The organism is Myxococcus sp. AB056 (genome assembly GCF_006547365.1).
In the GTDB taxonomy this organism is placed as follows: Bacteria; Myxococcota; Myxococcia; order Myxococcales; family Myxococcaceae; genus Myxococcus; species Myxococcus virescens.
This window is the reverse complement of the sequence record NZ_VHLB01000039.1, coordinates 18,594-42,118: the sequence shown is the minus strand read 5'-3', so window position 1 is coordinate 42,118 and position 23,525 is coordinate 18,594. Positions and strand designations below refer to the sequence as shown.

The window sequence follows — 23,525 nt, the reverse complement described above, 5'->3', positions numbered from 1 at the left end:
GCGGCGAACGGGGGCGCTAGTCCTGCGCCCTCTCCATGGCCCAGTGGCCACGGTGCTCGTAGGCCAGGGCCAGCTGTTCGCGCAGGGCGGCCAGCATCCGCGTGTTGCCGTCCTGCTCGTAGCCCTGGAGCGCCTGCTGGCAGCGGGGCACGCGCGTGAGGAACTCCTTCACCGCGTCCACCGTCAGCGCCTTCACGTACATGCCGTACCCCAGCTGCTCCAGGTACAGCGCGTTGATGACCTGCTCGAACTGTCCCTCCAGCGGCACGCTCAGCACCGGCTTGCGCAGGTACACCGCCTCGCTCATCAGCGTGAAGCCGCCGCTGGCCACCACGCCCCGCGCGGTGCGCAGGTCATCGATGAAGCCCTTTTCACTGAAGGGCCGGTACGTGAGGTTGCCGTCCACCAGGTCCTCGGAGATGTCGCGGCGCAGCCCGTACACGCGGCAGGGGATGCCCGCGGCCTTGAGGATGTCCGGCAGCGCCGTGTTCGTCGTCGACGTCTGGTACACGAGCAGGTGCTCACCGGGCTCGGACTTCGCCTCCAGGATTTCGGGGCGCAGAATCGACGGGGCCAACGTGGTGCGCCGCTTGCGGAGCTCCGGGTAGAAGAACGTGGTGACGAGGTAGTGGAAGGCCCCCGGCAGCTTCGCCTTCACGATGGCGCGCGACGTCTCGAAGCTGTCCTCGTGGCCCGCCAGCAGCGCCGGCTCGTGCTTGCACCGGTTGATGACCTGCATGTTGTCCACGCTGATGACGGGCAGCCGGTGATTCCGGGCGAACATGTAGCTGAACGACTCGAAGTCGCTCACCACCACGTCCGGGCGAAAGCCATCCACCAGTTCGAAATACTGGCGGATGTTCTGCGGCCAGCCCTTCACGGCGCCCGTGAGGTTCTGCAGCACCGTCTGCCACTTCTTCACCGAGTTGCCCTCGTACGCGAGCGTCAGCCCCCAGATGCCGTGCACGTTCTGGAAGCGCTTGGCCAGGTAGTCCTGGGCCCGGCCGGAGACGACGATGTGGACCTCGTGCTCCTTCGTCAGCTCCTCGAGGAGGACGCGGGAGCGCGTCGCATGGCCCATGCCTTCGCCGACGACACCGTAGAGGATTCGCATGCCCGGCAGCATACGCGCCCGCCACGCCCCCGTTGAGCCCGCCACGCCCTCGCGGCTATAGCTGCCCGCATGCCCTCCTCTCCGGAGCCCTCCTCCCCCCAGCGGCCGTCCCTGGGCCGCTCCGCGGCGACGGGCCTGCTGGGCGGCCTCCTCCTGGGCGGCCTGGGCCTGCTCGCCGTGGGCCTGAGCAACAGCTTCGCCGCGCCGAGCTGCGATGGCCTCACCGGCCCCGAATGCCAGCTGTTGACAGACGCCACTCGGGAGGTCGGTCGCACCCAGTTGCTCGCCGGGGGCGCCCTCACCGCGCTCGCCGCCTCCCTCTTCGTCCTGTTCCGCCCGCGCCCTCCGGCCCCACCCGAGGGGCCCGAGCAATCCTGAGCCCCATCCGCAATCCTCCTGTCGTCCGATGAGTGGCCGCAGGCCGCCCTGGCGGGTTAGGTAGTTTGGCGGCCAAGTAAAGGCATTCTAATTATCTCTGGCCTAATCATTGGATTTGAGGTTAGGAGATGGCCTTATGCAGCTCGAATCCTTGAAGATGTTCTGCGACGTGGTCGAGACAGGCTCATTCTCCCGCGCCGCGCAGCTCAACCACGTCACGCAATCCGCGGTGAGCCAGCAGATTCGCGCGCTGGAGAACCGGTACGAGCAGAAGCTGCTGTCGCGCAGCGCGCGCCAGGTGACGCCGACGCCGGCCGGGGAGCGGCTGTTCCGCGGGTGCAAGGAAATCCTCGCCCGCTTCGCCGAAGTGGAGCAGGAGATTCGTGAGCAGGCCGCCGAGGTGGCGGGCACCACCACGGTCTCCACCATCTACTCGGTGGGGCTGCACGAGCTGAACTCGGTGCAGAAGCAGCTGCTCAAGTCGCACCCCAAGGTGAACATGCGCCTGAACTACCGGCGCAACGACCAGGTGTACGACGACGTGATTCTGGGCGCGGCGGAGATTGGCATCGTCGCCTATCCGCAGCCCCGCGCGGGCGTGGACATCCTCCCCTTCCGCGACGACAAGCTGTCGGTCGTCTGCGCCCCCGGCCACCCCTTCGCCACGAAGCAGAAGGTGAGCCTCACCGCGCTGTCGGGCGTGCCCTTCATCGCGTTCGACCGCGAGGCGCCCACGCGCAAGGCGCTGGACCGGCTCTTCCGTGAGAAGAGCATCGACATCAACCCGGTGATGGAGATGGACAACGTGGAGACCATCAAGCGGGCGGTGGAGATGGGCCTGGGCGTGGCCATCCTCCCCATGTCCACGGCACAGGGCGAGGTGAAGGGCGGCACCCTGGTGGCCAAGCCCTTCGCGGAGGGGCCGGTGTCACGCCCCATTGGCCTGCTCATCCGCAAGGGCAAGTACCTGGACCGCGCGTCCGCCGCGGTGTTGGAGGCGTTCAAGGCCGCCTCCAACCTGCCGCCCGCCGACGAAGCCGAGCGTCAGTAAAGCTTCCGGAGGCGCGCGGCGAAGAACCCGTCGAAGCCCTCCGGTCCCGGCAGCGTGCGCAGGTACGCCTGGGACAACGGCAGCTTGAGGCCGGGCAGCACGGGTGGCTCGGCCGTCCACTCCGGGTGGCTGCGCAGGAACATCTCCACCTGGTCCTGCCCCTCCTGCGGCTCCATGGTGCACACCGCGTACACGAGCAGCCCCCCGGGCGGCACCGCATCCTGGCAGTTCTCCAGGATGCGCCGCTGGAGCGTGGCCAGCCGGGCGATGTCCTCCTCCTTGCGGCGGTAGCGCAGCTCCGGGTGGCGGCGCAGCGTGCCCAGCCCCGAACACGGCGCATCCACCAGGAACGCGTGGAACTCTCCCCACTCCTCCGGGAAGGGCTCCGCGGCGTCGTGCGCGTAGGCCTTCAGGCGCGGCTGCAGGCCCAGGCGCCGGGCCTCCGCTTCAATCTTCCGCAGCTTGTGCGCGTGGAGGTCCACCGCCACCACGTCATGGGACTGCGCCTGGTGGCAGGACTTGCCGCCCGGCGCGGCGCACGCGTCCAGCACGCGCGCCGTCTCCGGAATCGCCCCGTAGACGCCCACGAGCTGCGCGGCCTCGTCCTGCACCTGCCACAGGCCCTCCGCGTAGCCGTACACGTCCTCCACGCGGCCCACGGACGGCAGCGTGATGCCCACCGGCGACACGGTGGTCGCCTTCGCGTCCACGCCCATCTCCTGGAGTTGGGCGAGCAGCGCGTCGCGCGTCACCTTCGCGGTGTTGGCGCGCACCACCACCGCGGGCGCCTGGTTGTCGGCCACCAGCATGGCTTCGGCGCGCTCGCGGCCGAACTGGCGCAGCCAACGCTCCACCAGCCACTGGGGATGGCTCTCCCGCACCGACAGGTGCAGCGCCACGTCCGACGCGGGCGGCAGCGGCGGCGCGGGCAGGGCCGCCAGCTTACGGAGGATGGCGTTGGTGAAGCCCGCCGCGCGCGTCAGCCCCACTTCCTTCAGGGCCTGCACCGTCTCCGCCACCGCGGCGCGGGCCGGCACGCGGGTGTGGAATATCTGGTAGGCGCCGATGCGGAGGGCCGCCAGCACCTTGTCCTCCAGCGCGTCCAGCTTGCGGTCGGCGAAGCGGGTAATCGCGTAGTCCAGCGCGAGCTGCCGCCGGGTGGCGCCGTAGGTCAGCTCGGTGACGAGCGCCGCGTCGCGCGGGTCCTTCGGCGGCGACTCGGACAACTGCGTGTCCAATACGACGTTGAGGTAGGCATCCGTCGCGCGGACACGCGCGAGGACCTGGATGGCGAGTGCGCGGGCGTTCATCCTTCGTCGAGCCGGGTCAAGAGGTCCACGAGCTGCTCATCCGAGAGCCGCGTCGCGGGCAGGTTGGAGAGGGTGAGGCTCTGGAGGCTCTCCTCCAGCAGCTCACGGTGGCCATTCTCCGCCGGAGCGCCACGCTGTACCGCCTGATACTGGGAACGCGCCCAGGCGGCCAGCTCGGCGGAGGAGAGCCGTCCCGAAAGCCGGTCTGAAATCTTCTGGCGCACCAGCGCGCGCGTGAGCAGGTCCGCCGCGGGGGTGAGCCCCTTGCCGCCGCCGCGCCCCAGCGTCTTCGCCTGACGGGCCGCGCGCAGGTCCTCCACGGGCGCCAGCTTGCGGCCCAGCGTCTTCGTGGGCCCCGCCGTCTTCACCGCGCGGGCCAGGGACTTCGCCGTCTCCGACGAGCCGTCCTTGCGCGCGGCGCGCTTGAGCACGGTGATGGGCGTCACCTTCGCGCCCTTGGAGGCGCTCCCCTTCTTCTTCCCGAGGGGCTTCTTCGACTCCGGCTTCTCCGTGGTGAAGACGCCGCTGCCGAAGGTCTCCAGGGCCTGGAGGTAGGGCTCGAAGCCGGGCCCGCCGTGAATCTGGAGCACGCAGGCCTCACCCACCACGGACTCGCGGGCCGGGGGCTTGAGCAGCACCTCGATGGCGGGCAGCCCGGCGGCCTCCAGCCCCTCCTTGAGGCAATAGGAGCCGAACAGCCCGGCCGGGTTGATGATGATGCCGTCCAGCTCCTCCAGCTCCGCGCCGAGCGTGTCCAGCAGGTCGCCTTCGTGGTTGGACTGCACCACCGTCAGCGCCTGCCCCAGCTCCTCTGCCCGCGCGTGCAGCGCCGCGTCCAGGTCCTCCAGCCTCCCGCCGGACGAGCCATCCCGCACGCCCAGCAGGTTCAGGTTGGGTCCGTGCAGTACCAGCAGTCTCATATGGCCATCACCCGTTCTCCCATCAGCCCGCGACGAAGGGCTGGCTGCCCGGCGCCAGCTTGTGCCCCTGCAGGAAGTCCGCGGCGCGCATCACCCGCTTGCCTTCTGGCTGGAGGTCCAGCAGCACCAGCGAGCCTTCGCCGCATGCCACCTCGATGCCGTCCGGGCCGGACGCCAGCACCGTGCCGGGAGCCCCACTACCACCACTGGCCTGCGCGCGGTGGACCTTCAGCAGCTTTCCGCCCAGCGTGGTGAAGGCCCCGGGCCACGGCGTGAAGGCCCGCAGGCGCCGCTCCAGCTCCACCGCGGGCTTCGTGAAATCCAACCGGCCCTGCTCCTTCTCGATGATGGGGGCCAGCACCATGCCCTCGGAAGGCTGCGGCACCGGCTTCAGCTCCCCGCTCAGGTAGGCCGGCAGGAACTCGCGCAGCACCTCGCCGCCCAGCGCGGCCAGCTTCGGGTACAGCGAGGCGCTCGTCTCGTCCGGGGCAATGGCCATGCGCTTCATCGCCAACACCGGACCGGTATCCAATCCTTCATCCATCACCATCAGCGACACACCCGTCTCCGTGTCGCCGTGGGCAATGGCCCACTGGATGGGCGCGGCGCCCCGGAAGCGCGGCAGCAGCGAGCCGTGCACGTTGACGCAGCCGTGGGTGGGCAGCTCCAGCAAATCCTTGGGGAGGATGCGGCCATAGGCCGTCACCACGCAGACGTCGGGCGCGTACTGGCGCAGCTCCTCCGCGAAGGGCGGCGTGCGCAGCTTGGTGGGCTGGAGCACGGGCACGCCGCGCGACAGGGCCAGCTCCTTCACCGGCGGCGCCGTCACCGTGTTGCCGCGGCCCTTCGGCTTGTCGGGTTGGGTGACGACGGCCACCACGTCTCCCAGTTCGAAGCAGGCGGCCAGTGAGGACACCGCGAACTCGGGGGTGCCCATGAAAACGATGCGGGGTCTGCTCATGGTGTTGCGCTTCTCCTGCGCCGGGCGACTCAGGCCACGGACTTGAAGGTGCTCCCGGTGGGAGTGTCCACCGCCTGACGTTTACGCGTGTGCAGGGCGCTCAGGGTGCCCAGCGCCTCCAGGGCCTCGGGTGTGGTGGCCACCGGCCGCAGGGCCTCCAGCACGGTCTCCAGCGCATAGGCCTCATCCGCCTCACGCTCCCGGATGCGCGTCACCGCCTCGGTGAAGCGGTCGAAGAACTGCTTGAGCTCGTCCCCGCGCCGCAGCGGTCGCATCCGGGGATAGCGGCCAGCCGCCAGCGCCGCGACATACAGGCTCATGACGTGGACGGGGCCCGCCACCCGGTGGGTGAAGACGAGGCCGAAGAGGCCCATCGCCACCGCCGTGCCCAGCGCGCCCACCGCCGTCAGCCACAGCAGCGTCTGCCCGCCGTCCACCCCCAGGGCCGTGGACGACACGTGGACGCGGTGCGCCAACAGCCCGAACACGAGGATGCTGCCGGCACCAATCCCCGCCAGCAGCAGGATGTATTTGAGCTGGAAAGGGCGGTCCAGGATGTACGTCCGGCGGACGTGGCTCGGGCGCACCGTCTTTTGATTGCCATCGGACATGTCGTTGACCAGCGTACCCCAGGTGCCTGGGGCGGTTTGCTTCCTTCCTTGCGCGAGGTTTACACGGAAGACAGGACAACCTCGCAGACGCAATGGAGACCGCATGACCCGCTCTCTGACCGCGTTGTGTATTGCGCTCTCGTTCCTGATGTTGGCTGGGTGCAAGGGGGACCCAGCGACCCCGGAGTACTGGGAGTCAGGCATTCAGCAGAGCCGCAGAGCGGAGGACCGCATCCGCATGGTGGAGGCCATGCGTTCTTCCGGGAAGATGGACGAGCGATTCCTGCCCATGCTCCACGGGCAGCTCGGCACCGAGCGCAAGCCGGAGGTGCGCGCCGCGCTGGCCCGCGCGTTGGGAGACTTGAAGCATGCCTCTTCGGTGGAGCCGCTGACGAAGGCCCTGGACCCGGCGGCGGGCGACATGCCCGCGCAGCTGGCGAACAAGGCCATTGTCGCGACGCTGGGAGCCATTGGTGACCGCAGCGCCATCCCCGCGCTGGTGCCGCTGCTGCGCGCGAAGGACAACTACACGCGCATCGAGGCGGTGCAGGTGCTGGGCGACATGAAGGCGAAGGAAGCGGTGGAGCCGCTCATCACGCTGGCCACGGACGACACCGTGGAGCCCTTCCTCAACAAGAAGGCCATTGAGGCCCTGGGTGACATCGGTGACGGCCGCGCGGCGCCCGCGCTGGTGCGGATGCTGACCAAGGAGCGCAAGGGCAAGTCCTTCTACATGGAGAGCTCCTTCGCGCTGTACCAACTGGGCGCGCCCGCGGCGGACGCGCTGCTGCAGGCGTTGGAGGGCCAGGACGCGGACCTGCTGAAGTGGGCGAAGTCGAACGGCGTCAACCCCGCCAGCTACGCCATGAAGGCGGCGACGGTGCTGGGCGACCTGCGGGAGAAGCGGGCGGTGGCCACGCTGTTGAAGCAACTGGCCTTCACCAACACGGACCCGCAGATTCAGGCGCTGGTGCGGATGCAGGCCGCGGACGCGCTGGCGCGCATGCGCGCACAGGAGGCGGTGAAGCCGCTGGCCGGGCTCGTGTCGGAGACGGACGCCACCGTGAGGGATTCCTACGTGAGCGCCCTGGTGCGCCTGGGCGGACGCGACGCGCTGCCCGCGCTGGAGAAGGCCGCGGGCACCGGAGACTGGTACGCGCGCGAGCTGGCGGTGAAGGGCATCGCCATGCTGGGCGACGCGCGCGAGCTGCCCTTGCTGCAGAAGCTCGCTGCGGCCGAGCCGGCGCGGACGGCGGCGGACTGCAAGCTGGCGGAGGACGAAGGTTGCGATGACGCGGCCGCGCTGGGCAAGCAGCGCGCGGACCAGATTGCGGGCCAGTCCAAGCTGCTGGAGGCGGCGCAGGCGTGCGCGGACAACGCGGGCTGCTGGGTGCAGCGCATGGAGAAGGCGGAGCCGCGGATGCTGGAGCGCGCGGCGCTGGAGGTCGGCCGTTCGGGCGCGGCCGAGCACGCGGGCGCGCTGGCCTCGCGGCTGGGAGAGCGCGACACCGAGGCCCGTCTCGCGCTCGTCCTCGCGGTGGGCTGGCTGGTGGAAGGCTCGCAGGACGCCGCGAAGAAGCTGCGCGAGGCGTCCCTGCCCACGATGCGAAAGCAGCTCGCGGACGAGCAGGGCAACACCCGGTTCGTCAGCGTCAACGAGGACCTGCGGCGCCTGGTGACGACGCTCGACCGGCCCTGACGCCCTCCTTGAGCCGCAGCGGCGGGACACGCTCCGCCGCGTGGTGCAGCACGGTGAGCTGTCGCACGAGCCGCTCCACATGCGCGCGCGACAGCGCATCCGCCCCACCCGCCGGAACCGTGGCGGGTATGGGCGCGGGCCGGCGTTGCTGCTCCATGGCCGCCGCCAGCTCATCCAACACGCCCCCGGCGAAGCGCACCACTTCGGAGAGCTCCCGGGGGGACTCCGGGTCCGCGCGGCTGGCGGCCAGCGTCGTCACCGCCGACGTGAAACGCCGCGCGTAGACGAGCAGCGCCATCACCGGCTCCAGGTCCTTGGCGGGGCCGGTCCACTCACTCAGCAGTCGCTGGAAGGACGCCTCCGCCGCCAGCAGCGCCAGGCCAATCTTCCGCCGGGCCTCGCGCACCGCGGGCTCCGCGTCCGAGTGCGCGGCGGCCACCGCCATCAGGTATTCGCGGTCCGCGCGCAACGCGAAGGCCACCTGCTCCGGCAGGCGCAGGTGCTCCGGACTGGGCCACAAGAGCCGCATCCCCGTCAGCGCAATCAGTCCGCCCAGCAGCGTGTTGACGATGCGCACCCCGGCCAGCTCCCAGTCCCCGGACTGGAGCTCCGCCAGCAGCACCAGGGCCGGAGTCAGCAGCACCTGGAACGCGGACAGGCTGAGCGGCTGGATGCTCATCGCCACCGCGAACAGCACCCCGATGGCCAGCAGGATGATGGCCGGGTCCCTCACCACCGCCACCAGTCCCGCGGCCAGCGCCGCGCCCAGCAACGTGCCCGCGATGCGCTGCAGGCTCCGCTGGAACGTGAGGCCCGCGTAGGGCTGCAGGACGACGGTGACGGTGATGATGACCCAGTAGCCGTGATTCAGCCCCAGCGCCCCGACGAGCGCGGTGGCCAGCGCGGCCGCGACGCCGAGCCGCAGCGCGTGACGGAAGATGACGGAGCGGACGTTGAGATTCTCCCGCAGCGGCTCCAGGAGGGCCTGCCGCGGCGCCGCCTCCACCCGCCGCGCGGGCAGCGCCAGGGCGTCCGGCACGGGTGCGCGACCCTCCAGCCGCGCCGCCACCTCCACTGTCGCGTGCGAATAGTCCCGCAGGCGGTCCAGCAGCGTGTGCACGTATTGATAGCCGGCGCGCACCGGCTCCGGCACGTCACCCGCCGTGTCCAGCGCCGCCAGGGCCCGCTTCACCCGCTCGGCGTTCCACACCGGCTGGGCGCTCACCTCCGTCCCCTTCTCCAGGGCAAACCGGACGCGGCGCAGGTCCGCGGCCAGCTCCGCCAGCGCGCGCTGCACCTCCGCTCGGAGCGCGTGATAGCGGGGCACGGCGGGCGCCACCTCCAGCATCTCCGTCAGCGCGATGAGCGTCACCATCATCGAATCCGCGCCTTCAACCAGCACCAGCAGCTGTTCACCCCGGCCGCTCTCCCCCGCTCGGCCCATGCGCGTGGAGGCCAGCACGGTGCGCGCCTGTTCGATGAGCTGACGCATGCGGGCCTGCCAGGGCGCCTCCGGCAGGACACCCGCGGCGGCGGACGTCCCCCCTTCGAGCGGCCAGCGCCCCACCTCTTCCGCGTGGTCCGCCAGCGCGTCGTAGCACCGCGCGATGGCCAGACGCGCGGGCCGGTAGGGCACCAGCGGCCACAGCATCAGCGCGAGGAACATGGCCCATGCGCCGCCCACCAGGAACAAGCCGGAGCGCAGCAATGCATCAGCCACGTCGTCGGCGGGGAGCGCGAGCGACACCACGAAGTAGTTCGCGAGCACCACGCCCATCAACCCCGGCGTGTCCCCATACGAGCGGGCGAAGCCACACGCCGTCACCCAGAACAGCGTGGCGATGACAGCGGCCCACGCGGGCAGGTGCAGCGCCGCGGCCAGGCCCACCACGGAGCCCAGGAGCGTCATGGCGCCCATGGCGAGCGCGCGGTCCCAGTAGGGCCCGCCCCGGTCCACCAGGGCAACGAAGAGGGCGGCCATACCGACCCACGTGGCCGCGGGAAGGTGCAGCAGGGCCGCGACGGCCATGGGGCCACCCACCGCGAGCGCGGCGCGCACCCCCGCGCCATACGCGGGACGGCCCGGCTCCACGCGGAGGAAGGCCTGGAGGTGATGACGGAACGGACTCATCGCGCGAGCAATCCCAAACCACTCCGTCCTATGTCACAGGTCCGCGCGCGCATCGACGCATCCATGGAGCCACCCCACGAAGGTGGTGTCCAGGTGCGAACGCGGCCGGGCCCGTTCCACCGGATGGATGGAGGGCGAGCAGCCAGGGGCCCGCGTCAGCCGGCCTCTCGCTCCGGGCCCACGCCCTCGACGTCCTCCTCGACGGGCGCGGCCTCCTGGAAGGCGCTGGGCAGCAGGCTGAAGGGCAGCACCTTCCCCAACGCCGCGAGCAACAGGATGCCGCCGGGCGCCGCGAAGATGGCCAGCGCGGGAATCGCCTTGGCCACGTCGACGAGCTGCGCGCGCATGCGCCGGCGCTCGTCGCCCGTGAGCGCCTGACGCCGGGCCGCCTTCGTCAGCAGCACCGCCAGGTCGCCCGTCTCGCGGACCTCCTGCATCAGCCGGTAGAAGTTCTTCTCCAGCGTCTCCTGGATGCCGGCCACCAGGTCCTCACCCATGGCGCCCGCGGCGTCCGACACGGTGAAGACGTCCACGATGGCGCGGTGGCGGGCGTAGAACTCCGCCATCTCCAGCTCCAGCCGGTGCAGCTCCGCGTCCGGGACCTGGAGCGCCTGCGCCAGCTCGCGGATGAAGACGCGCTCGCGCCGCGTCTTGCGGCCATCCACCAGCGCCGCCAGCAACGTCTGCTCCAGCAGGAAGTGGCGCACGTCCACGCTGCGCACCTGGCGCACCACGTCCTGCACCGGGCGGCGGCGGGCGAAGGACTGCTTCACCGCGGCCTTGAGCTCGGACGTCATCGCCGCTGGCAGCCGAAGGGACTCCACCTGCCGCAGGATGGCGCGGCGCGCGGGCAGGCCCGGCACCCGGTCCACACACGCAAGCCCCGTCAGCACGTCCACCAGCAGCGCCTTCTGCCGCGCCGCGAAGTCCAGCCGCCGCTGCGCCCGCTCGCGGTGCAGCGTGCCGCGCGAGAAGTAGTCAATGGCCTGCCGGCAGAACAGCTGCGCGTCCGCGTACTGCGCGCCGTTGTGCAGCACCAGCCCGTATACCGGGTCCCCCGCCAGCACGGGCGAGCGCTTCACCAGCGACGCTTCCACCTTCGCCGTCAGCCGCCGGGACACCGGACGCCCCGAGGCAATCGCCGCGTCCACCGTCTCCGCCAGCTCCAGCTCTCCGGTGAGCACCGCGAACAGGACCAGGAGATGCTCGGTGCGAACGGCCGTTGGGGCCCCCACGAGCCGGCCCAATTCCAGCGCCATCAGCGCCAGCGTCCGCACCACGGCGTGGAAGAGCTGGTCCTCCAGCACGCGCGCCTGGAGCTCGGTGGGCTGCGCCACGTCCGCCGCAGAGGGCGCGTCCGCGGGCGTGCCGTACAGCAGGCCACTGGCGCGCAGCGTCCGCCGCAGGTACGCGCGGGCGCGGGCCCGCCCGGAGCCCAGCGGCGGCGCGGACGGAGCCGGCGCGCCCGCCTCGAAGGCGACCGTCTCCGTCAGGAGTGGCAAGAGCCACCCCGCCTTGGTGAAGTCCAGCACCGGAACACTCCTGGAGCGCCAGGCAAGGCCCATGTGCGGCGCGAAGAATGGGATGTAACCCAGGGGCATCCCGGTTTCCACTCGGCCACGGGACAGGGTCAAGGCCCGGAAGTCAGCGGGCGCAGAACCGCCACTTCTACCGGACCCAACCATCCGCGCCCGGCGCCTACAGCGCGGTCGTCGCGCCGGGCTCCGGGACCACTACCTTGGCCGTGTTGCGCAGCTTCTTCAGCTCGCCGGTCAGCGCGTCCGGAGTGCCCTGGAGCAGCGGGAAGGTGCCGTAGTGCATGGGAATCACGCTCTTGACCTTCAGGAGCCGCACCGCCTGCGCCGCCTCCGCGGGGCCCATGGTGAAGTGGCCGCCAATGGGGAGCAGGGCCACGGTGGGCTTGAACTGGGTGGCGATGAGCGACATGCCCTCGAAGGGTCCGGTGTCACCCGCGTGGTACAGCGTGGGGCCCTTGTCGATTTCCAGCACGTAGCCCAGGGGCGCGCCCGCGTACTGCGCCGGCGACTTCGGGGCCGCGGCGTAGCTGCTGGAGTGGACCGCCTCCACCAGGTGGAACGTGACGTCCTTCACCTGGAAGGTGCCGCCCGCGTTGGCGCCCACGGCCTGGGCCTCCGGGAGTCCCAGCAGGTTGATGAGCTCGAAGGAGCCATAGACCTTGGCGCCCGTCTTCTCGGCCAGCGCCTTGGCCTCGCCCACGTGGTCGAAGTGGCCGTGGGTGAGGAGGATGGCGTCCAGCGCCTCCGGCTGCGCGGCGCCCTTCGGGGCCTTGGGGTTGGTGAGCCAGGGGTCGATGGCAATCACCGCGCCGCCCGGGCTGCGAATCACGAAGGCCGCGTGCCCCCACCACGTCACCTCCGTCTTGCCGCGGGGGGTCGCCGCCGGGGCCTTGGTGGCCGCGACCTTCGCGGGCGCCGGGGTGCCCTGCGCCGCTGCCGTTCCGCCGAAGGCCATTGCCGCGCCCGCCACCACTGCCATGAGCTTCGTCCGCATATCCATCCACTCCTGCTTACGAGGTGAAGACCTGCCGCCACCGTGGTGACACGCTCCCCACGGCCGGATTGCCACCTGACACTGACCGGGCGGCCATTCAAGGGCCTGCCATGGATGCCCAAGTGCGCGCCACGTCTCAAGCTCGATTCGGCTGTCGATACGACGGAGGGCGTGCGCTAACGTCGGCTGCACGTGGACCACCGATTTCAAGTCAGCCTCCGCGGGGTCATCGACCTCCTGTCTCATCACCTGTACAGCTCCCCGGGCGTCTACGTACGCGAGCTGCTCCAGAACGCGACCGATGCCATCCGCGCCCGCCAGCTCCTGGAGCCCGGCCACGCGGGCACCGTCCGGCTGGAGCTGATGGAAAAGCAGGACGGCAGCCCGCCCACCCTGCTCTTCAGCGACGACGGCGTGGGGCTGACCGAGGACGAAATCCACCGCTTCCTGGCCACCATCGGTGAGTCCTCCAAGCGCGAGGCCCTGGAGGCCCGCCGCAACGACTTCATCGGCCAGTTCGGTATCGGCCTGCTGTCCTGCTTCATGGTGTGTGACGAGCTGCTGGTGGTGACGCGCTCGGCGCGCGGCGATGGGCGCACGTTGGAGTGGCGGGGCCGGCATGACGGCACGTACGCCGTGCGGCCCTCCGAGCACCCGCTCGCCCAGCCCGGCACCCAGGTGTTCCTGGTGGCCCGCCCGGACATGGCGCACTGGTTCACCGCCACGCGGCTGCGAAACCTCGCCAGCCACTATGGCGGCCTGCTGCCCTTCCCCATCCACCTCACCACGGACCAGGGCACCGAACGGCTGGACACCTCCGGCGTCCCCTGGCGCCGCGAGTACGACAGCGCCTCGGAGCGGCGCAAGGCGCTGCTCGCCTACGGGCGCGAGCTGTTCGACACGGACTTCGTCGACTGCATCCCCCTGCGCTCCACCGCGGGAGACGTGGACGGGGTGGCCTACGTGCTGCCCGCGTCGCCGCACTTCAACTCACGGCAGAAGCACCGCGTGTACCTCAAGCACATGCTGCTGTCGGAGAGCGCGGAGAACCTGCTGCCGGACTGGGCCTTCTTCGTGAAGTGCGTGGTGAACGCCAACGCGCTGCGGCCCACCGCCAGCCGGGAGTCCTTCTACGAGGACGACGCACTCGCCGCGGCGCGCGAGTCCCTGGGCCAGTCCCTGCGCGGCTACCTGATGGAGCTGGCGCGTGAGGACCCACGCGCGCTCCAGCGGCTGATTGCCCTGCACGGGCTGAGCGTGAAGGCGCTGGCGCTGGATGACGATGACTTCTACCGCCTCATCATCCACTGGCTGCCCTTCGAGACGTCGATGGGGATGATGACGCTGGCGGACTACCGGCGCGCGCACCCCGTGGTGCGCTACACGTCCACGCTGGACGGCTTCCGGCAGATTGCCCAGGTGGCCGGTGCCCAAGGCCTGTGCATCATCAACGCGGCGTACACGCACGACACGTCGCTGCTGGAGAAGCTGCCGCACGCGGTGCCGGACGTGCAGGTGGAGCCCTTCTCCTCCGCGGACCTGCCGCAGAGCTTCGAGGAGCTCACCCTGGACGAGCGCGAGGCCACCTTCCCGCTGCTGCGCATGGCGGAGAACGTGCTGGCGCCGTTCCGCTGCGGCGCGGTGGTGAAGAAGTTCTACCCGGCGGAGGTGCCCACGCTCTACAGCTCGGACGCGGAGGGCGCGTTCCGGCGCGACGCCGAGCGGGCCCGCGAGGAGTCGGATGACCTGTACGCTGGTGTGCTGGACAGCGTCATGGCGGCCTCGGGCAGCGAGCCGGCACAGCTGTGCTTCAACCTCCACAACCCGGTGGTGCGGCGGCTGGCCGCCGTGGCGGACCGGGACATGCTGAAGCTGTCGGTGGAGATGCTCTACGTGCAAGCACTGCTCTTGGGACACCACCCGTTGAACGCACAGGAGATGGTGCTGCTGAACCAGGGCCTGTTGGGCCTCATCTCCGCGCAACTGGGCGGGGATGGCGGGCGCGGCGGCGAAGGCAGCGGCGGCGCGGGTCCCCGGGGGCTGCACTGATGAGTGGTGACTGGCGCGAGCAGGTGGAGTCGCTCTTCGCCCAGGCGGACGGCCTGGCTGAAGGCGAGAGCAAGGTGCGGCTCCTGGAAGAGGCGGTGCGCCTGGCGGACACGCACAAGGACGTGGGCATGGGCTACCGGATGCGGGATGCCCTCATCGACGCGGCGACCTTCGGCGGCTTCCCGGACAAGGCGCTGGTGGCCTTCGCGTGGTGCCGGGGACAGCAGAAGAAGGACCCGAAGCGCTTCGACCCGGAGGAGATGTTCTGGAAGCAGAAGTGGGTGGTGGGGCGCATCAAGGAGTTCCCTCACATCACCCGCAAGCAGATTCAGGACGCGCTGGACGACGTGGAGCAGTGCTTCAAGGCCACGGACTCCGGGGTGCGCGCGGTGCTGAAGATGCGCTACCAGGCCGCTCGGGAGATGGGTGACGCCGCCGAGGAAGTGGAGCGGCTGTGGAACGCGTGGCTGGAGGCGCGCCGCGACCACCTCACCGACTGCCGCGTGTGCGAGCTGGACGACGAACTGGACCACCACGCCGACAAGGGCGAATGGCAGCAGGTGCTGCGCAAGGCGAAGCCCATCCTGGACGGCCGCAAGTCCTGCGCGGAGATTCCGCACCTGACGCTGGGCACGGTGCTCTACCCGCTGTTCAAGCTGGGTGAGCTGGAGCACGCGCGCGAAATCCACCGCCGCGGCTACGCCATGGTGACGAAGAACCGCGAGTTCCTCTCCACCGTGGGCGAGCACATGGAGTTCCTCGCCCTGACGGACAACCTGTCGCGCGGGCTGACGCTGTTGGAGAAGCACCTGGGCTGGGCGCTGGACCACCCGAGCTACCGGGACCGCTTCACCTTCTACGCCGCCGCCGCCTTCCTGCTGGAGCGGGTGCTGGCCGCTGGAGACAGGGACGTGGTGAGCCTGCGGCTGCCGAAGACGTTCCCCAATCACCAGGCGGATGGCGGCTACGACGTCCGGGCCCTGCACGCCTGGACGCTGGGGCAGGCCCGGGACATCGCGAACCGCTTCGACACGCGCAACGGGACGGACCGGTTCGCGAAGCTGCTGGCGCGCAACCAGGTGCTGGCGTGGGAAGTCCGTCCCTTCCCCATCGACGCGAAGTGAGGCGGTGCCCCGTCAGCGCTTGAGCTTGCTGAACGGGTTGTTGAACGGCTCCGGGCCCTTCTTCTCACCGGGCCCTGAAGCCGGCTTCGGCCCCGGGCCGGAGGCAGGCCGGGCGCCCTGACGAGGCCCGCCGCTTCCGCCACCGCGCTCCGTCATGCGGCCCGGCCCCGTGGCACCGCCGACCTGGGGGCGGCCCGACGGCTGCGGCGCTCCACCCTCCTGCACCGCGCGCACGGAGAGCGCCAGCCGCTTGCGCGCCAGGTCCACGGTGAGCACGCGCACCGTCAGCCGGTCGCCCACCTTCACCACTTCGGAGGGGTCCTTCACGAAGCGCGTGGAGATTTGCGACACGTGGACGAGGCCGTCCTGGTGCACGCCCACGTCCACGAAGGCGCCGAACGCGGTGACGTTCGTCACCACGCCCTGGAGCACCATGCCCTCCTTCACGTCCTCCAGCGAGCGCAGGTCCTCGCGGTGCTGGGGCGCGGTGAAGTCGCCGCGCGGGTCGCGGCTGGGCTTCTCCAGCTCCGCCAGGATGTCCTTGAGCGTCATCTCGCCCAGGTCCGGACCCAGGTAGCGCTTCGGGTCAATCTTGCGGACGAGCTCGGCGTTGCCCACCAGCGCGCTCACGGCCACGCCCAAATCCTTGGCCATGCGCTCCACGACGCCGTAGCGCTCCGGATGGACGGCGCTGGCGTCCAGCGGCTCCGTCCCGCGCACGCGCAGGAAGCCCGCCGCCTGTTCGAACGTCTTGGGCCCCAAGCCACTCACCTTCAGCAGCTCGCGCCGCGTGGTGAAGCGGCCCTTCGACGCGCGGTGCGCCACCAGCTTCTTCGCCAGGGACGGCCCCACGCCGGACACGTGCTCCAACAACTGCGGAGACGCGGTGTTGACGTCCACGCCCACCGCGTTGACGCACGAGTCCACCACCTCGCCCAGCTTCTTCTTGAGCAGCCCCTGGTCCACGTCGTGCTGGTACTGCCCCACGCCGATGCTCTTGGGGTCGATCTTCACCAGCTCCGCCAGCGGGTCCTGGAGGCGCCGGCCAATGGACACCGCGCCGCGCAGGCTGACGTCCAAGTCCGGGAACTCGTCGCGGGCCACCTCGGAGGCGGAGTAGATGGACGCGCCCTGCTCGCTCACCGACACCACGGGGATTTGCGAGCCCATCGCCTTCAGCGTGTCACGCACGAAGGCTTCCGCCTCGCGGCTGCCCGTGCCGTTGCCCACGGCGACGAGCTCCGGCTTGTGCTTCTGCACCACCGCGGCCAGCAGCTTCGCCGCGCGGGCGCGCTCGTCCGCGCCGCGCTCCGAATAGAGCGTCAGCGTCTCCACCACCTTGCCGGTGACGTCCATCATCGCCAGCTTGGTGCCCGTGCGCAGGCCGGGGTCCAGGGCCAGCACCGCGCGGGCGCCCGCGGGCGGCGTGAGCAGCAGGTGGCGCAGGTTCTCCCCGAAGACGCCAATGGCCTGCCGGTCCGCGCGCTCCTTCAGCTCCGCGCGCAGCTCCGCCTCCAGCGACGGGCCCATCAGCCGGTCCCAGCTGTCCTCCACGGCGGCGCGCAGCTCCTGCGCGAAGAGGGACTGCGGCTTCGTCACCACGCGCCCGGCCAGCAGGCCCTTCACCTCGTCGTCGGGCAGGGAGAGCTTCACCTTCAGCACGCCCTCTTCCTCGCCGCGCAGCAGCGCCAGCACGCGGTGCGAGGGGGCCTGGGACAGGGGCTCCTCGTGGCCGTAGTAGTTCTCGAACTTGGTCGTCTCGCCCTTCTTCGCGGGCACCACGTTCGAGCACAGCGTGCCCCGGCGCGCGCTCACCTCGCGGGCCTCGCGGCGCAGGCCGGCGTCCTCGGCCACGCGCTCGGCGCAGATGTCGCGCGCGCCCGCGAGCGCCGCGGCCTGGTCCGGCACGTCCTTCTCCGGGTTGACGTAGGGGCGCACGCGCGCGGCCACGTCCTCGCCGCGGCGGCCGTCCTGCTTCCACACCAGGTCCGCCAGCGGCTCCAGCCCGCGCTCCCGGGCAATGGCGGCGCGCGTGCGGCGCTTGGGCTTGTAAGGAAGGTAGAGGTCCTCCAGCTCCGTGCGCGTCCTGGCTGCCTTGAGCGCCTTCGCCAGCTCTGGCGTCAACTTCCCCTGCTCCTCAACGGAGCGGAGGATGGTGTCGCGCCGGGAGTCCAGCTCGGCGCGCTCGGTGGCCCGGTCGAAGAGGGTTTGAATCTGGACCTCGTCCAGGCCGCCCGTGACTTCCTTGCGGTAGCGCGCGATGAAGGGGACCGTGGCTCCGTCCTCTTGCAGCGCGAGGGTCCGGTCCACCTGCTCGGGCCTGATGCCCAGCTCCTGGGAAAGCTCAGCGGCGTAGGGATGCATGACGCCGCTTCTATAACCCGGGCCCCACACTGCTCCCAGAGACCGGTCGTCCGAAGCGCTCAGCCCGCGACGAACGCCGCGCGCCAGGCGTCCCACTCCGGGCGCAGCAGGCCCCAGAGTTGCTGGTCCCGGCGTTGCCCCTGGAACAGACAGTGCCCGCGCAGGGTGCCTTCCATCGTGAAGCCCAGCTTGCGCGCCACACCCTGAGAGCCCGTGTTCTCCGCCAGCGTCGTCAGCCACACCCGCTGGAGGTAGGGCAGCGTGAACAACTGCTCCAGCATCAACCCCACCGCGCGGGAGCCCAGGCCCCGGCCGTGGTGCGCGTCCGCCATCATGTAGCCCAGCTCGATGCGGCCATGCACGCGCGACAAATCCCGCGCGGACACCGTCCCCACGAGCTGCCCGTCCGCCTCCACGAACCACCGGAAGCTCCGCGCGCGCGGCTCACCCAACGCGCCCGATTCCAGGATGCGCCGCAGGAGCAACTCCCGCGTGTCGTCCTCCGTGTCCACGAAGCGCCGCGCGCCGGGGGCCGCCCGCATGGCCAGCCAGAAGTCCACGTGCTCCGGCCGGGCGGGAACGAGTCGGACATCGGAAACGGGCGCACCGGGCAACATGCCTCGCTTCTAGCGCGCCCCACGCCGCGGCGCAGCAATCAAGGAGGTCCGCGCAAACCAGGACCGGACCTGAAACGGCCGAGGGCCGCGGCCTGGAGCACGTGGCTCCCGGCGCGGCCCTCGCTCCTCACCGAACAGGTGAGGCCTTCTCTCCTCAGGCGGAGGTGATGGTGCCGTCCTTGATGACGAAGTCGCGGCGGGTGAACTTCGCCGTCAGCTCGGAGGGCTGGCGCAGCGAGTAGTCCTTGGTGATTTCCGTGCTCGGGATGAGGTGGAAGGCCGCCTTCGCCTCGGTGCCGCCGACCTCCAGCACCACGAAGCCGTGGGCATCACCGTTCACGAACGCCATGCCGGGGTGCGCCTCCTTCAGCGACTTGTCCAGCTCCGTCACGATGTACCGGTACACCGTGCTGCCGGTGGAGAAGCCCGCGCCGATGACGGCCAGGCCCGCCAGCTCCTTGATGGACCCGGAGGAGATGGCCGGCGTCGTCAGCGCGGGGATGCCGGACTCCACGGACGCGAAGGACGCGTGGATGTCGCCGGAGATGAACAGCGCGTTCTTCACCTGGCTGTCGCGCAGGAACTTCAAGAACTCCTGCTTCTTCGTGGGGAAGCCGTCCCACTGGTCCACGTTGAAGTAGAAGTCCTGGCGCAGCGTGGGGTCCGGGACGTCCGCCTTCTCGCTCAGCTTGAACACCATGGAGGTGAGCGAAATCGAGGAGACGATGATCTTCCACGCGTTGTCCGCCTGCACGGACTCCTGGAGCCATGCCTGCTGCTCGTTGCCGAAGATGCCCTCCGAGGCTCCCGCGCTGCCCATGTACTTGATGGCCGCGAACAGGTCGAAGATGGGCTTCACCACGACGTAGCGCGAGCCCTGGATGCCGAAGAGGCCCGTCTTGCCCATGTGCGCATAGGCCAGACCGCGCGGCGTGCCCGCCGTGGGGATGAGCGGAATGGCCGAATCGCCCGCCGCCACACGCGCCTGGTTGACGGCGTTGAGCACCTGGTTGACGTAGAACAGCGACAGCCCACCGGAGACCCAGGAGCCCGCCTTCTCGGTCGCCTCTCCCGGCGTGAGCCCGGCGGCGACGGCCTGCTGCACGTACACGCCCGTGAGGATGTCCTTGTAGGGCTTCAGCTCCTCGGCGTCGATGTTCACGTACGCGAACATGTCGGACTGCAGCTGCGCCTGCGTGGCCTCCGGCAGCGACGGCAGCACCAGGGCCAGCTGCTCGGCCGGCACCGCCACCTTGCCCGGGTACGCGTCCTCGGGGATGAGGTGGTCCGGGCGGTACGTGCGCGTGTCCGTCACCAGCAGCTTCAGGTTCCGGCCGAACTCGAAGTCGCGGTAGATGCGCGTCGGCTGGGCCACCACGGCGTTGATGTCGATGGCGCCCGCGTCGCTCGCGCCGTGGTCCATGGGGATGTACTCGAAGAAGGCCTGCTCCGCGTTGCGGCGGCGCTCGGTCTGCTTCTCGTTGGTGCGCTCGTCCGTGTACGTGGCGACGTCGCCCCAGCAGTCGTCGGAGAACTCGTGGTCATCCCACGTGATGATGAACGGGTAGCGCTCGTGCACCTGCTGGATGACCTTGTCCGTGCGCAGGGTCTTGTAGAGGTCGCGGTAGTTGGACAGCGAGTTGGCCGCGTAGAACGCCGTCAGGCCCGTGCCCTGGCGGAGCGCCTTCTCCGGCTCGCTGAAGACGATGCCGCGCCCGTCCACGGACTGGAACGACGCGTCGCCCGTCGTCTCGTAGACGTAGTCGCCCAGGAACACGACGAAGTCGAGGTCCTCGTTGAGCTGCAGCAGGTGCTGCCACGCGTTGTAGTAACGGCCGATGTAGTCCTGGCAACTGGCGAAGACGAACTTCACCGGCACGTCGTCACCCGCGGCCGGCGCCGTGCGGGTGCGGCCCGTCACCGTGGAGTACTTCTGACCGTTCGCGTCGATGGTGAAGCGGTAGTAGTACGTCGTGCGCGCCGACAGGTTGGTGACCTTCACCTTCAACGCATGGTCGAACTGCGCCAGCGCGGTGAACTGCTGGTCCAGCACCACGCTGCTGAACGACTCGCTGGTGGACACCTCCAGCCGCACCTGCGTGTTCGCCCCCGCGTTGTCCGGGTCCACCGCCCGCACCCACAACACCACGCTGTCCGGACGCGGGTCACCCGAGCACACGGACTGCGGGAAGTACTTCTCGCCAGCATCCGACGACGTCTCGTCGTCGGAACATCCGAACGCAGTGGTCGCGGCAACGGCGACGACGGCCTGGAGGAAACTGCGGCGTTTGAATCGATCGAACAAGGCGGGACTCCGGGTTGCGCGGGTTAGGAGACAGGGGCGCGAGTCTAGAGCGCTCTTCCACTCAGCAGGAAACATCCCCACGGAATGAAACGACAACGCATCGTGTCACCCACGCCCGGTGCGAACCCACGCGAAGGACGCCGGACACCAAGCAAAAGGGCCGCCCACCTCGCGGCGGACGGCCCTCTGGCTTTCATGGTGATTTGCCACCATCCGGGGAAAACGCCCCGGGGACGGGACTACTTCACGGCCTTCACGCGGCCGCGCTTCTCGCTGCCACCTTCGGCTGGCGCGGACTCGTCCGGCGCCGCGGCGACGGGCGCACCCGACTTGCCGATGCCGTACTTCTCCAGCACGCGGCCTTCGATGTCCTTCGCGATCTCCGGGTGCTCGCGCAGGTAGTCCTTCACATTCTCCCGGCCCTGGCCGATGCGCTCACCATTGAAGGAGAACCAGCTGCCGCTCTTCTCCACGATGTTCTCGTTGGAGGCGAGGTCGATGAGGTCGCCCTCACGGGAGATGCCCGTGCCGTACATGATGTCGAACTCGACTTCCTTGAACGGCGGCGCGACCTTGTTCTTCACCACCTTCACGCGGGTGCGGCTGCCCACCACGTTGTCGCCATTCTTGATGGCGCCGATGCGGCGGATGTCCAGGCGCTGCGACGCGTAGAACTTCAGCGCGTTACCGCCCGTCGTCGTCTCCGGGTTGCCGAACATCACGCCAATCTTCATGCGAATCTGGTTGATGAAGATGACGCACGTCTGGCTCTTGGAGATGGTGCCCGTCAGCTTGCGGAGCGCCTGGCTCATGAGGCGGGCCTGCACACCCATGTGCGCGTCGCCCATCTCCCCCTCGAGCTCCGCCTTCGGCACGAGCGCGGCCACCGAGTCCACCACCAGCACGTCGATGGCGCCCGAGCGCACCAGCATCTCCGCGATTTCCAGCGCCTGCTCACCGGTGTCCGGCTGGCTCAGCAGCAGGTCATCGGTGCGCACGCCCAGCTTGCGCGCGTAGCCCACGTCCAGCGCGTGCTCCGCGTCCACGTAGCCGCAGATGCCGCCGCGCTTCTGCGCTTCGGCGACGATGTGGAGACACAGCGTCGTCTTACCGGACGACTCCGGCCCGAAGATTTCGATGATGCGGCCCTTGGGCACGCCACCCACGCCCAGGGCGATGTCCAGCGAGATGGAGCCCGTCGGGATGGCCTGAACGTCTCGCATCAGCGGCTCGTCGTTGCCGAGCCGCATGATGGACCCCTTGCCGAACTGGCGCTCCACCGCGGACATCGCCAGTTCGATCGCCTTTTCCTTCTCCTGATTCACGGCCATTGCTCGTAGCTCCTTGTATTGGCGAGCCACCCCGGCTCACCTGAACGCGCTTTTAGTACGCGATGGGTAGACCCTAGTCCACCCCTCTGACATCCGTGCTGCATCCTGCCGGTCAGCCCTCGCGGAGGGCAGCCAGGAAGGCGGCCACCAGCCCCGCCAATCCCACCCACAGCCCCATGTGGGCCACGCCCAGGACCGAGAACACCGCCCCGGCCAGGGACACCAGGGTCAGCATCAGCAACCCCACGCGGTACACGGGCGTCCGGGGCGGAGCAAGCCACAAGGCGGCCATCGCCAGCAGGGAAAGGCCCACCTGGGAGGTGAGCAGGCTGGCGTCACCTTGGTGGACCAGCGCTTCATGGACGACTTGCGCCCCGATGCCTCCCACCAACACCGCCATGGACGTACCTGGCTTCAGGCGGTGCGCCTTCCGCTGCAGGGTGTTGGCGCGCAGGTGCGCCAGGTCCTCGGGCTGGACTTCCAGGGCGTAGGGGAAGCCCAGGGACAGCAGGGCCTCCACGGCGGCCGCGCGGCAGGTGCGTCCCTTCGCATCCACCAGCCCGGTGAGCCGCCCGCTCTCCAACAGCCGCAGGAAGGTGTCCGCCACCAGCCGATCTCCGCCCGTCCTGGCCATCCGGGACAGCTGGAGGTTCAGCCGCGCCGCCACCAGGGGACGCTCCGCCTCCGGCACCCGCCGGGCCTGCTCGGTCAACACCAGCACCGGCAGGGGGAGGTCCAACGGCGGCGTGGGCGTCCCCCGGAGCAGAGGAACCGGCGTGGCGTCCAGCGGCGCGGGCTCGGGCGGCGCCTCCCACGGCGCGACCTCCCCCAGTGGCGCCTCGTCCTCGGCCTCCATGGACCGCTGCGTGAGCGGATGTATGCGAGGCGCGTCGGGCACGGAGGAGACTGTAGCCACGGCCCCCGGAGGGGTTCAAAGCGACGTGCCCCCGCACCTTTCACCGGACAACGGGCGAGCTGGAGCGAGCGGTGAACGAGGCCTTGTCCGACATGCACGCCCGGGAGCGCGC

18 protein-coding genes are annotated in these 23,525 nt (G+C 70.0%); 5 read left to right on the top strand and 13 right to left on the bottom strand.

Annotated elements, in window-relative coordinates; genetic code table 11:
• Positions 1-16 precede the first annotated feature (16 nt).
• Positions 17-1,114 (bottom strand): MJ1255/VC2487 family glycosyltransferase, encoded by a 1,098-nt coding sequence (locus tag FMP39_RS18525; RefSeq protein ID WP_228558097.1) that lies wholly within the window; start codon positions 1,112-1,114, stop codon positions 17-19.
• Positions 1,115-1,183: 69 nt separating this feature from the next.
• Here FMP39_RS18525 and FMP39_RS18520 point away from each other — a divergent pair, with 69 nt between their 5' ends.
• Together FMP39_RS18520 and FMP39_RS18515 are read left to right on the top strand one after the other, a co-directional pair.
• Entirely contained in the window at positions 1,184-1,492 is a 309-nt protein-coding gene (locus FMP39_RS18520) for a hypothetical protein (protein ID WP_141591676.1), read from the top strand.
• A gap of 136 nt (positions 1,493-1,628) precedes the next feature.
• A complete protein-coding gene (locus FMP39_RS18515; RefSeq protein WP_090484544.1) occupies positions 1,629-2,543 on the top strand; it encodes a LysR family transcriptional regulator in 915 nt (304 codons plus the stop codon).
• On the opposite strand, the gene rsmB is transcribed toward FMP39_RS18515, so the two are convergent.
• Genes rsmB through FMP39_RS18495 form a run of 4 tightly spaced genes read right to left on the bottom strand, consistent with a single transcriptional unit; the run spans position 2,537 to position 6,345 of the window.
• The gene (rsmB, locus tag FMP39_RS18510) at positions 2,537-3,853 is read right to left on the bottom strand and encodes a 16S rRNA (cytosine(967)-C(5))-methyltransferase RsmB (RefSeq protein WP_090484547.1); all 1,317 of its coding nucleotides are present in this window, start codon (positions 3,851-3,853) and stop codon (positions 2,537-2,539) included. The genes FMP39_RS18515 and rsmB overlap by 7 nt on opposite strands.
• A complete protein-coding gene (locus FMP39_RS18505) occupies positions 3,850-4,773 on the bottom strand; it encodes a type II 3-dehydroquinate dehydratase (protein WP_141591675.1) in 924 nt (307 codons plus the stop codon). The genes rsmB and FMP39_RS18505 overlap by 4 nt, the downstream gene beginning before the upstream one ends.
• Positions 4,774-4,795: 22 nt before the next feature.
• The gene (gene fmt / locus FMP39_RS18500) at positions 4,796-5,734 is read right to left on the bottom strand and encodes a methionyl-tRNA formyltransferase (protein ID WP_141591674.1); all 939 of its coding nucleotides are present in this window, start codon (positions 5,732-5,734) and stop codon (positions 4,796-4,798) included.
• Positions 5,735-5,763: 29 nt separating this feature from the next.
• A complete protein-coding gene (locus FMP39_RS18495) occupies positions 5,764-6,345 on the bottom strand; it encodes a signal protein (protein ID WP_228558096.1) in 582 nt (193 codons plus the stop codon).
• A gap of 103 nt (positions 6,346-6,448) precedes the next feature.
• Between FMP39_RS18495 and FMP39_RS18490 the strand changes: the two genes are divergently transcribed.
• Positions 6,449-8,044 carry a HEAT repeat domain-containing protein gene (locus FMP39_RS18490; RefSeq protein WP_141591672.1) on the top strand — a complete coding sequence of 532 codons (1,596 nt, stop codon included), beginning with the start codon at positions 6,449-6,451 and terminating at the stop codon, positions 8,042-8,044.
• Here the strand turns inward: FMP39_RS18490 and FMP39_RS38570 are convergent.
• The 3 genes from FMP39_RS38570 to FMP39_RS18475 form a co-directional block, all read right to left on the bottom strand.
• Complete coding sequence (locus tag FMP39_RS38570; RefSeq protein ID WP_141591671.1) at positions 7,998-10,175, bottom strand: FUSC family protein; 2,178 nt, start codon at positions 10,173-10,175, stop codon at positions 7,998-8,000. The genes FMP39_RS18490 and FMP39_RS38570 overlap by 47 nt on opposite strands.
• Positions 10,176-10,330: 155 nt before the next feature.
• Positions 10,331-11,707, bottom strand: coding sequence for an LETM1 domain-containing protein (locus tag FMP39_RS38565; protein WP_194858452.1), 1,377 nt, complete (start codon positions 11,705-11,707; stop codon positions 10,331-10,333).
• A 166-nt stretch (positions 11,708-11,873) separates the two neighbouring features.
• Entirely contained in the window at positions 11,874-12,713 is an 840-nt protein-coding gene (locus tag FMP39_RS18475) for a metal-dependent hydrolase (protein WP_141591669.1), read from the bottom strand.
• A 186-nt stretch (positions 12,714-12,899) separates the two neighbouring features.
• On the opposite strand from FMP39_RS18475, the gene FMP39_RS18470 reads away from it, so the two are divergent.
• The gene (locus FMP39_RS18470; RefSeq protein WP_141591668.1) at positions 12,900-14,756 is read left to right on the top strand and encodes an HSP90 family protein; all 1,857 of its coding nucleotides are present in this window, start codon (positions 12,900-12,902) and stop codon (positions 14,754-14,756) included.
• Complete coding sequence (locus FMP39_RS18465) at positions 14,756-15,880, top strand: hypothetical protein (RefSeq protein ID WP_141591667.1); 1,125 nt, start codon at positions 14,756-14,758, stop codon at positions 15,878-15,880. Before FMP39_RS18470 ends, FMP39_RS18465 begins: the two co-directional genes overlap by 1 nt.
• Before the next feature lie 12 nt (positions 15,881-15,892).
• On the opposite strand, the gene FMP39_RS18460 is transcribed toward FMP39_RS18465, so the two are convergent.
• The 5 genes from FMP39_RS18460 to FMP39_RS18440 all read right to left on the bottom strand — a co-directional run bounded on the left by FMP39_RS18460 (position 15,893) and on the right by FMP39_RS18440 (position 23,413).
• Positions 15,893-18,244, bottom strand: a complete 2,352-nt coding sequence (locus FMP39_RS18460) for a Tex family protein (RefSeq protein ID WP_141591666.1) — start codon at positions 18,242-18,244, stop codon at positions 15,893-15,895.
• 59 nt (positions 18,245-18,303) lie between these two features.
• A complete protein-coding gene (locus FMP39_RS18455; RefSeq protein ID WP_141591665.1) occupies positions 18,304-18,861 on the bottom strand; it encodes a GNAT family N-acetyltransferase in 558 nt (185 codons plus the stop codon).
• Between the two features lie 154 nt (positions 18,862-19,015).
• On the bottom strand, positions 19,016-21,241 hold the full coding sequence (locus FMP39_RS18450) for an alkaline phosphatase (protein WP_141591664.1): 2,226 nt from the start codon (positions 21,239-21,241) through the stop codon (positions 19,016-19,018).
• A gap of 164 nt (positions 21,242-21,405) precedes the next feature.
• A complete protein-coding gene (recA, locus tag FMP39_RS18445; protein ID WP_090484573.1) occupies positions 21,406-22,497 on the bottom strand; it encodes a recombinase RecA in 1,092 nt (363 codons plus the stop codon).
• A 112-nt stretch (positions 22,498-22,609) separates the two neighbouring features.
• On the bottom strand, positions 22,610-23,413 hold the full coding sequence (locus tag FMP39_RS18440) for a hypothetical protein (protein ID WP_141591663.1): 804 nt from the start codon (positions 23,411-23,413) through the stop codon (positions 22,610-22,612).
• Positions 23,414-23,525: the final 112 nt, after the last annotated feature.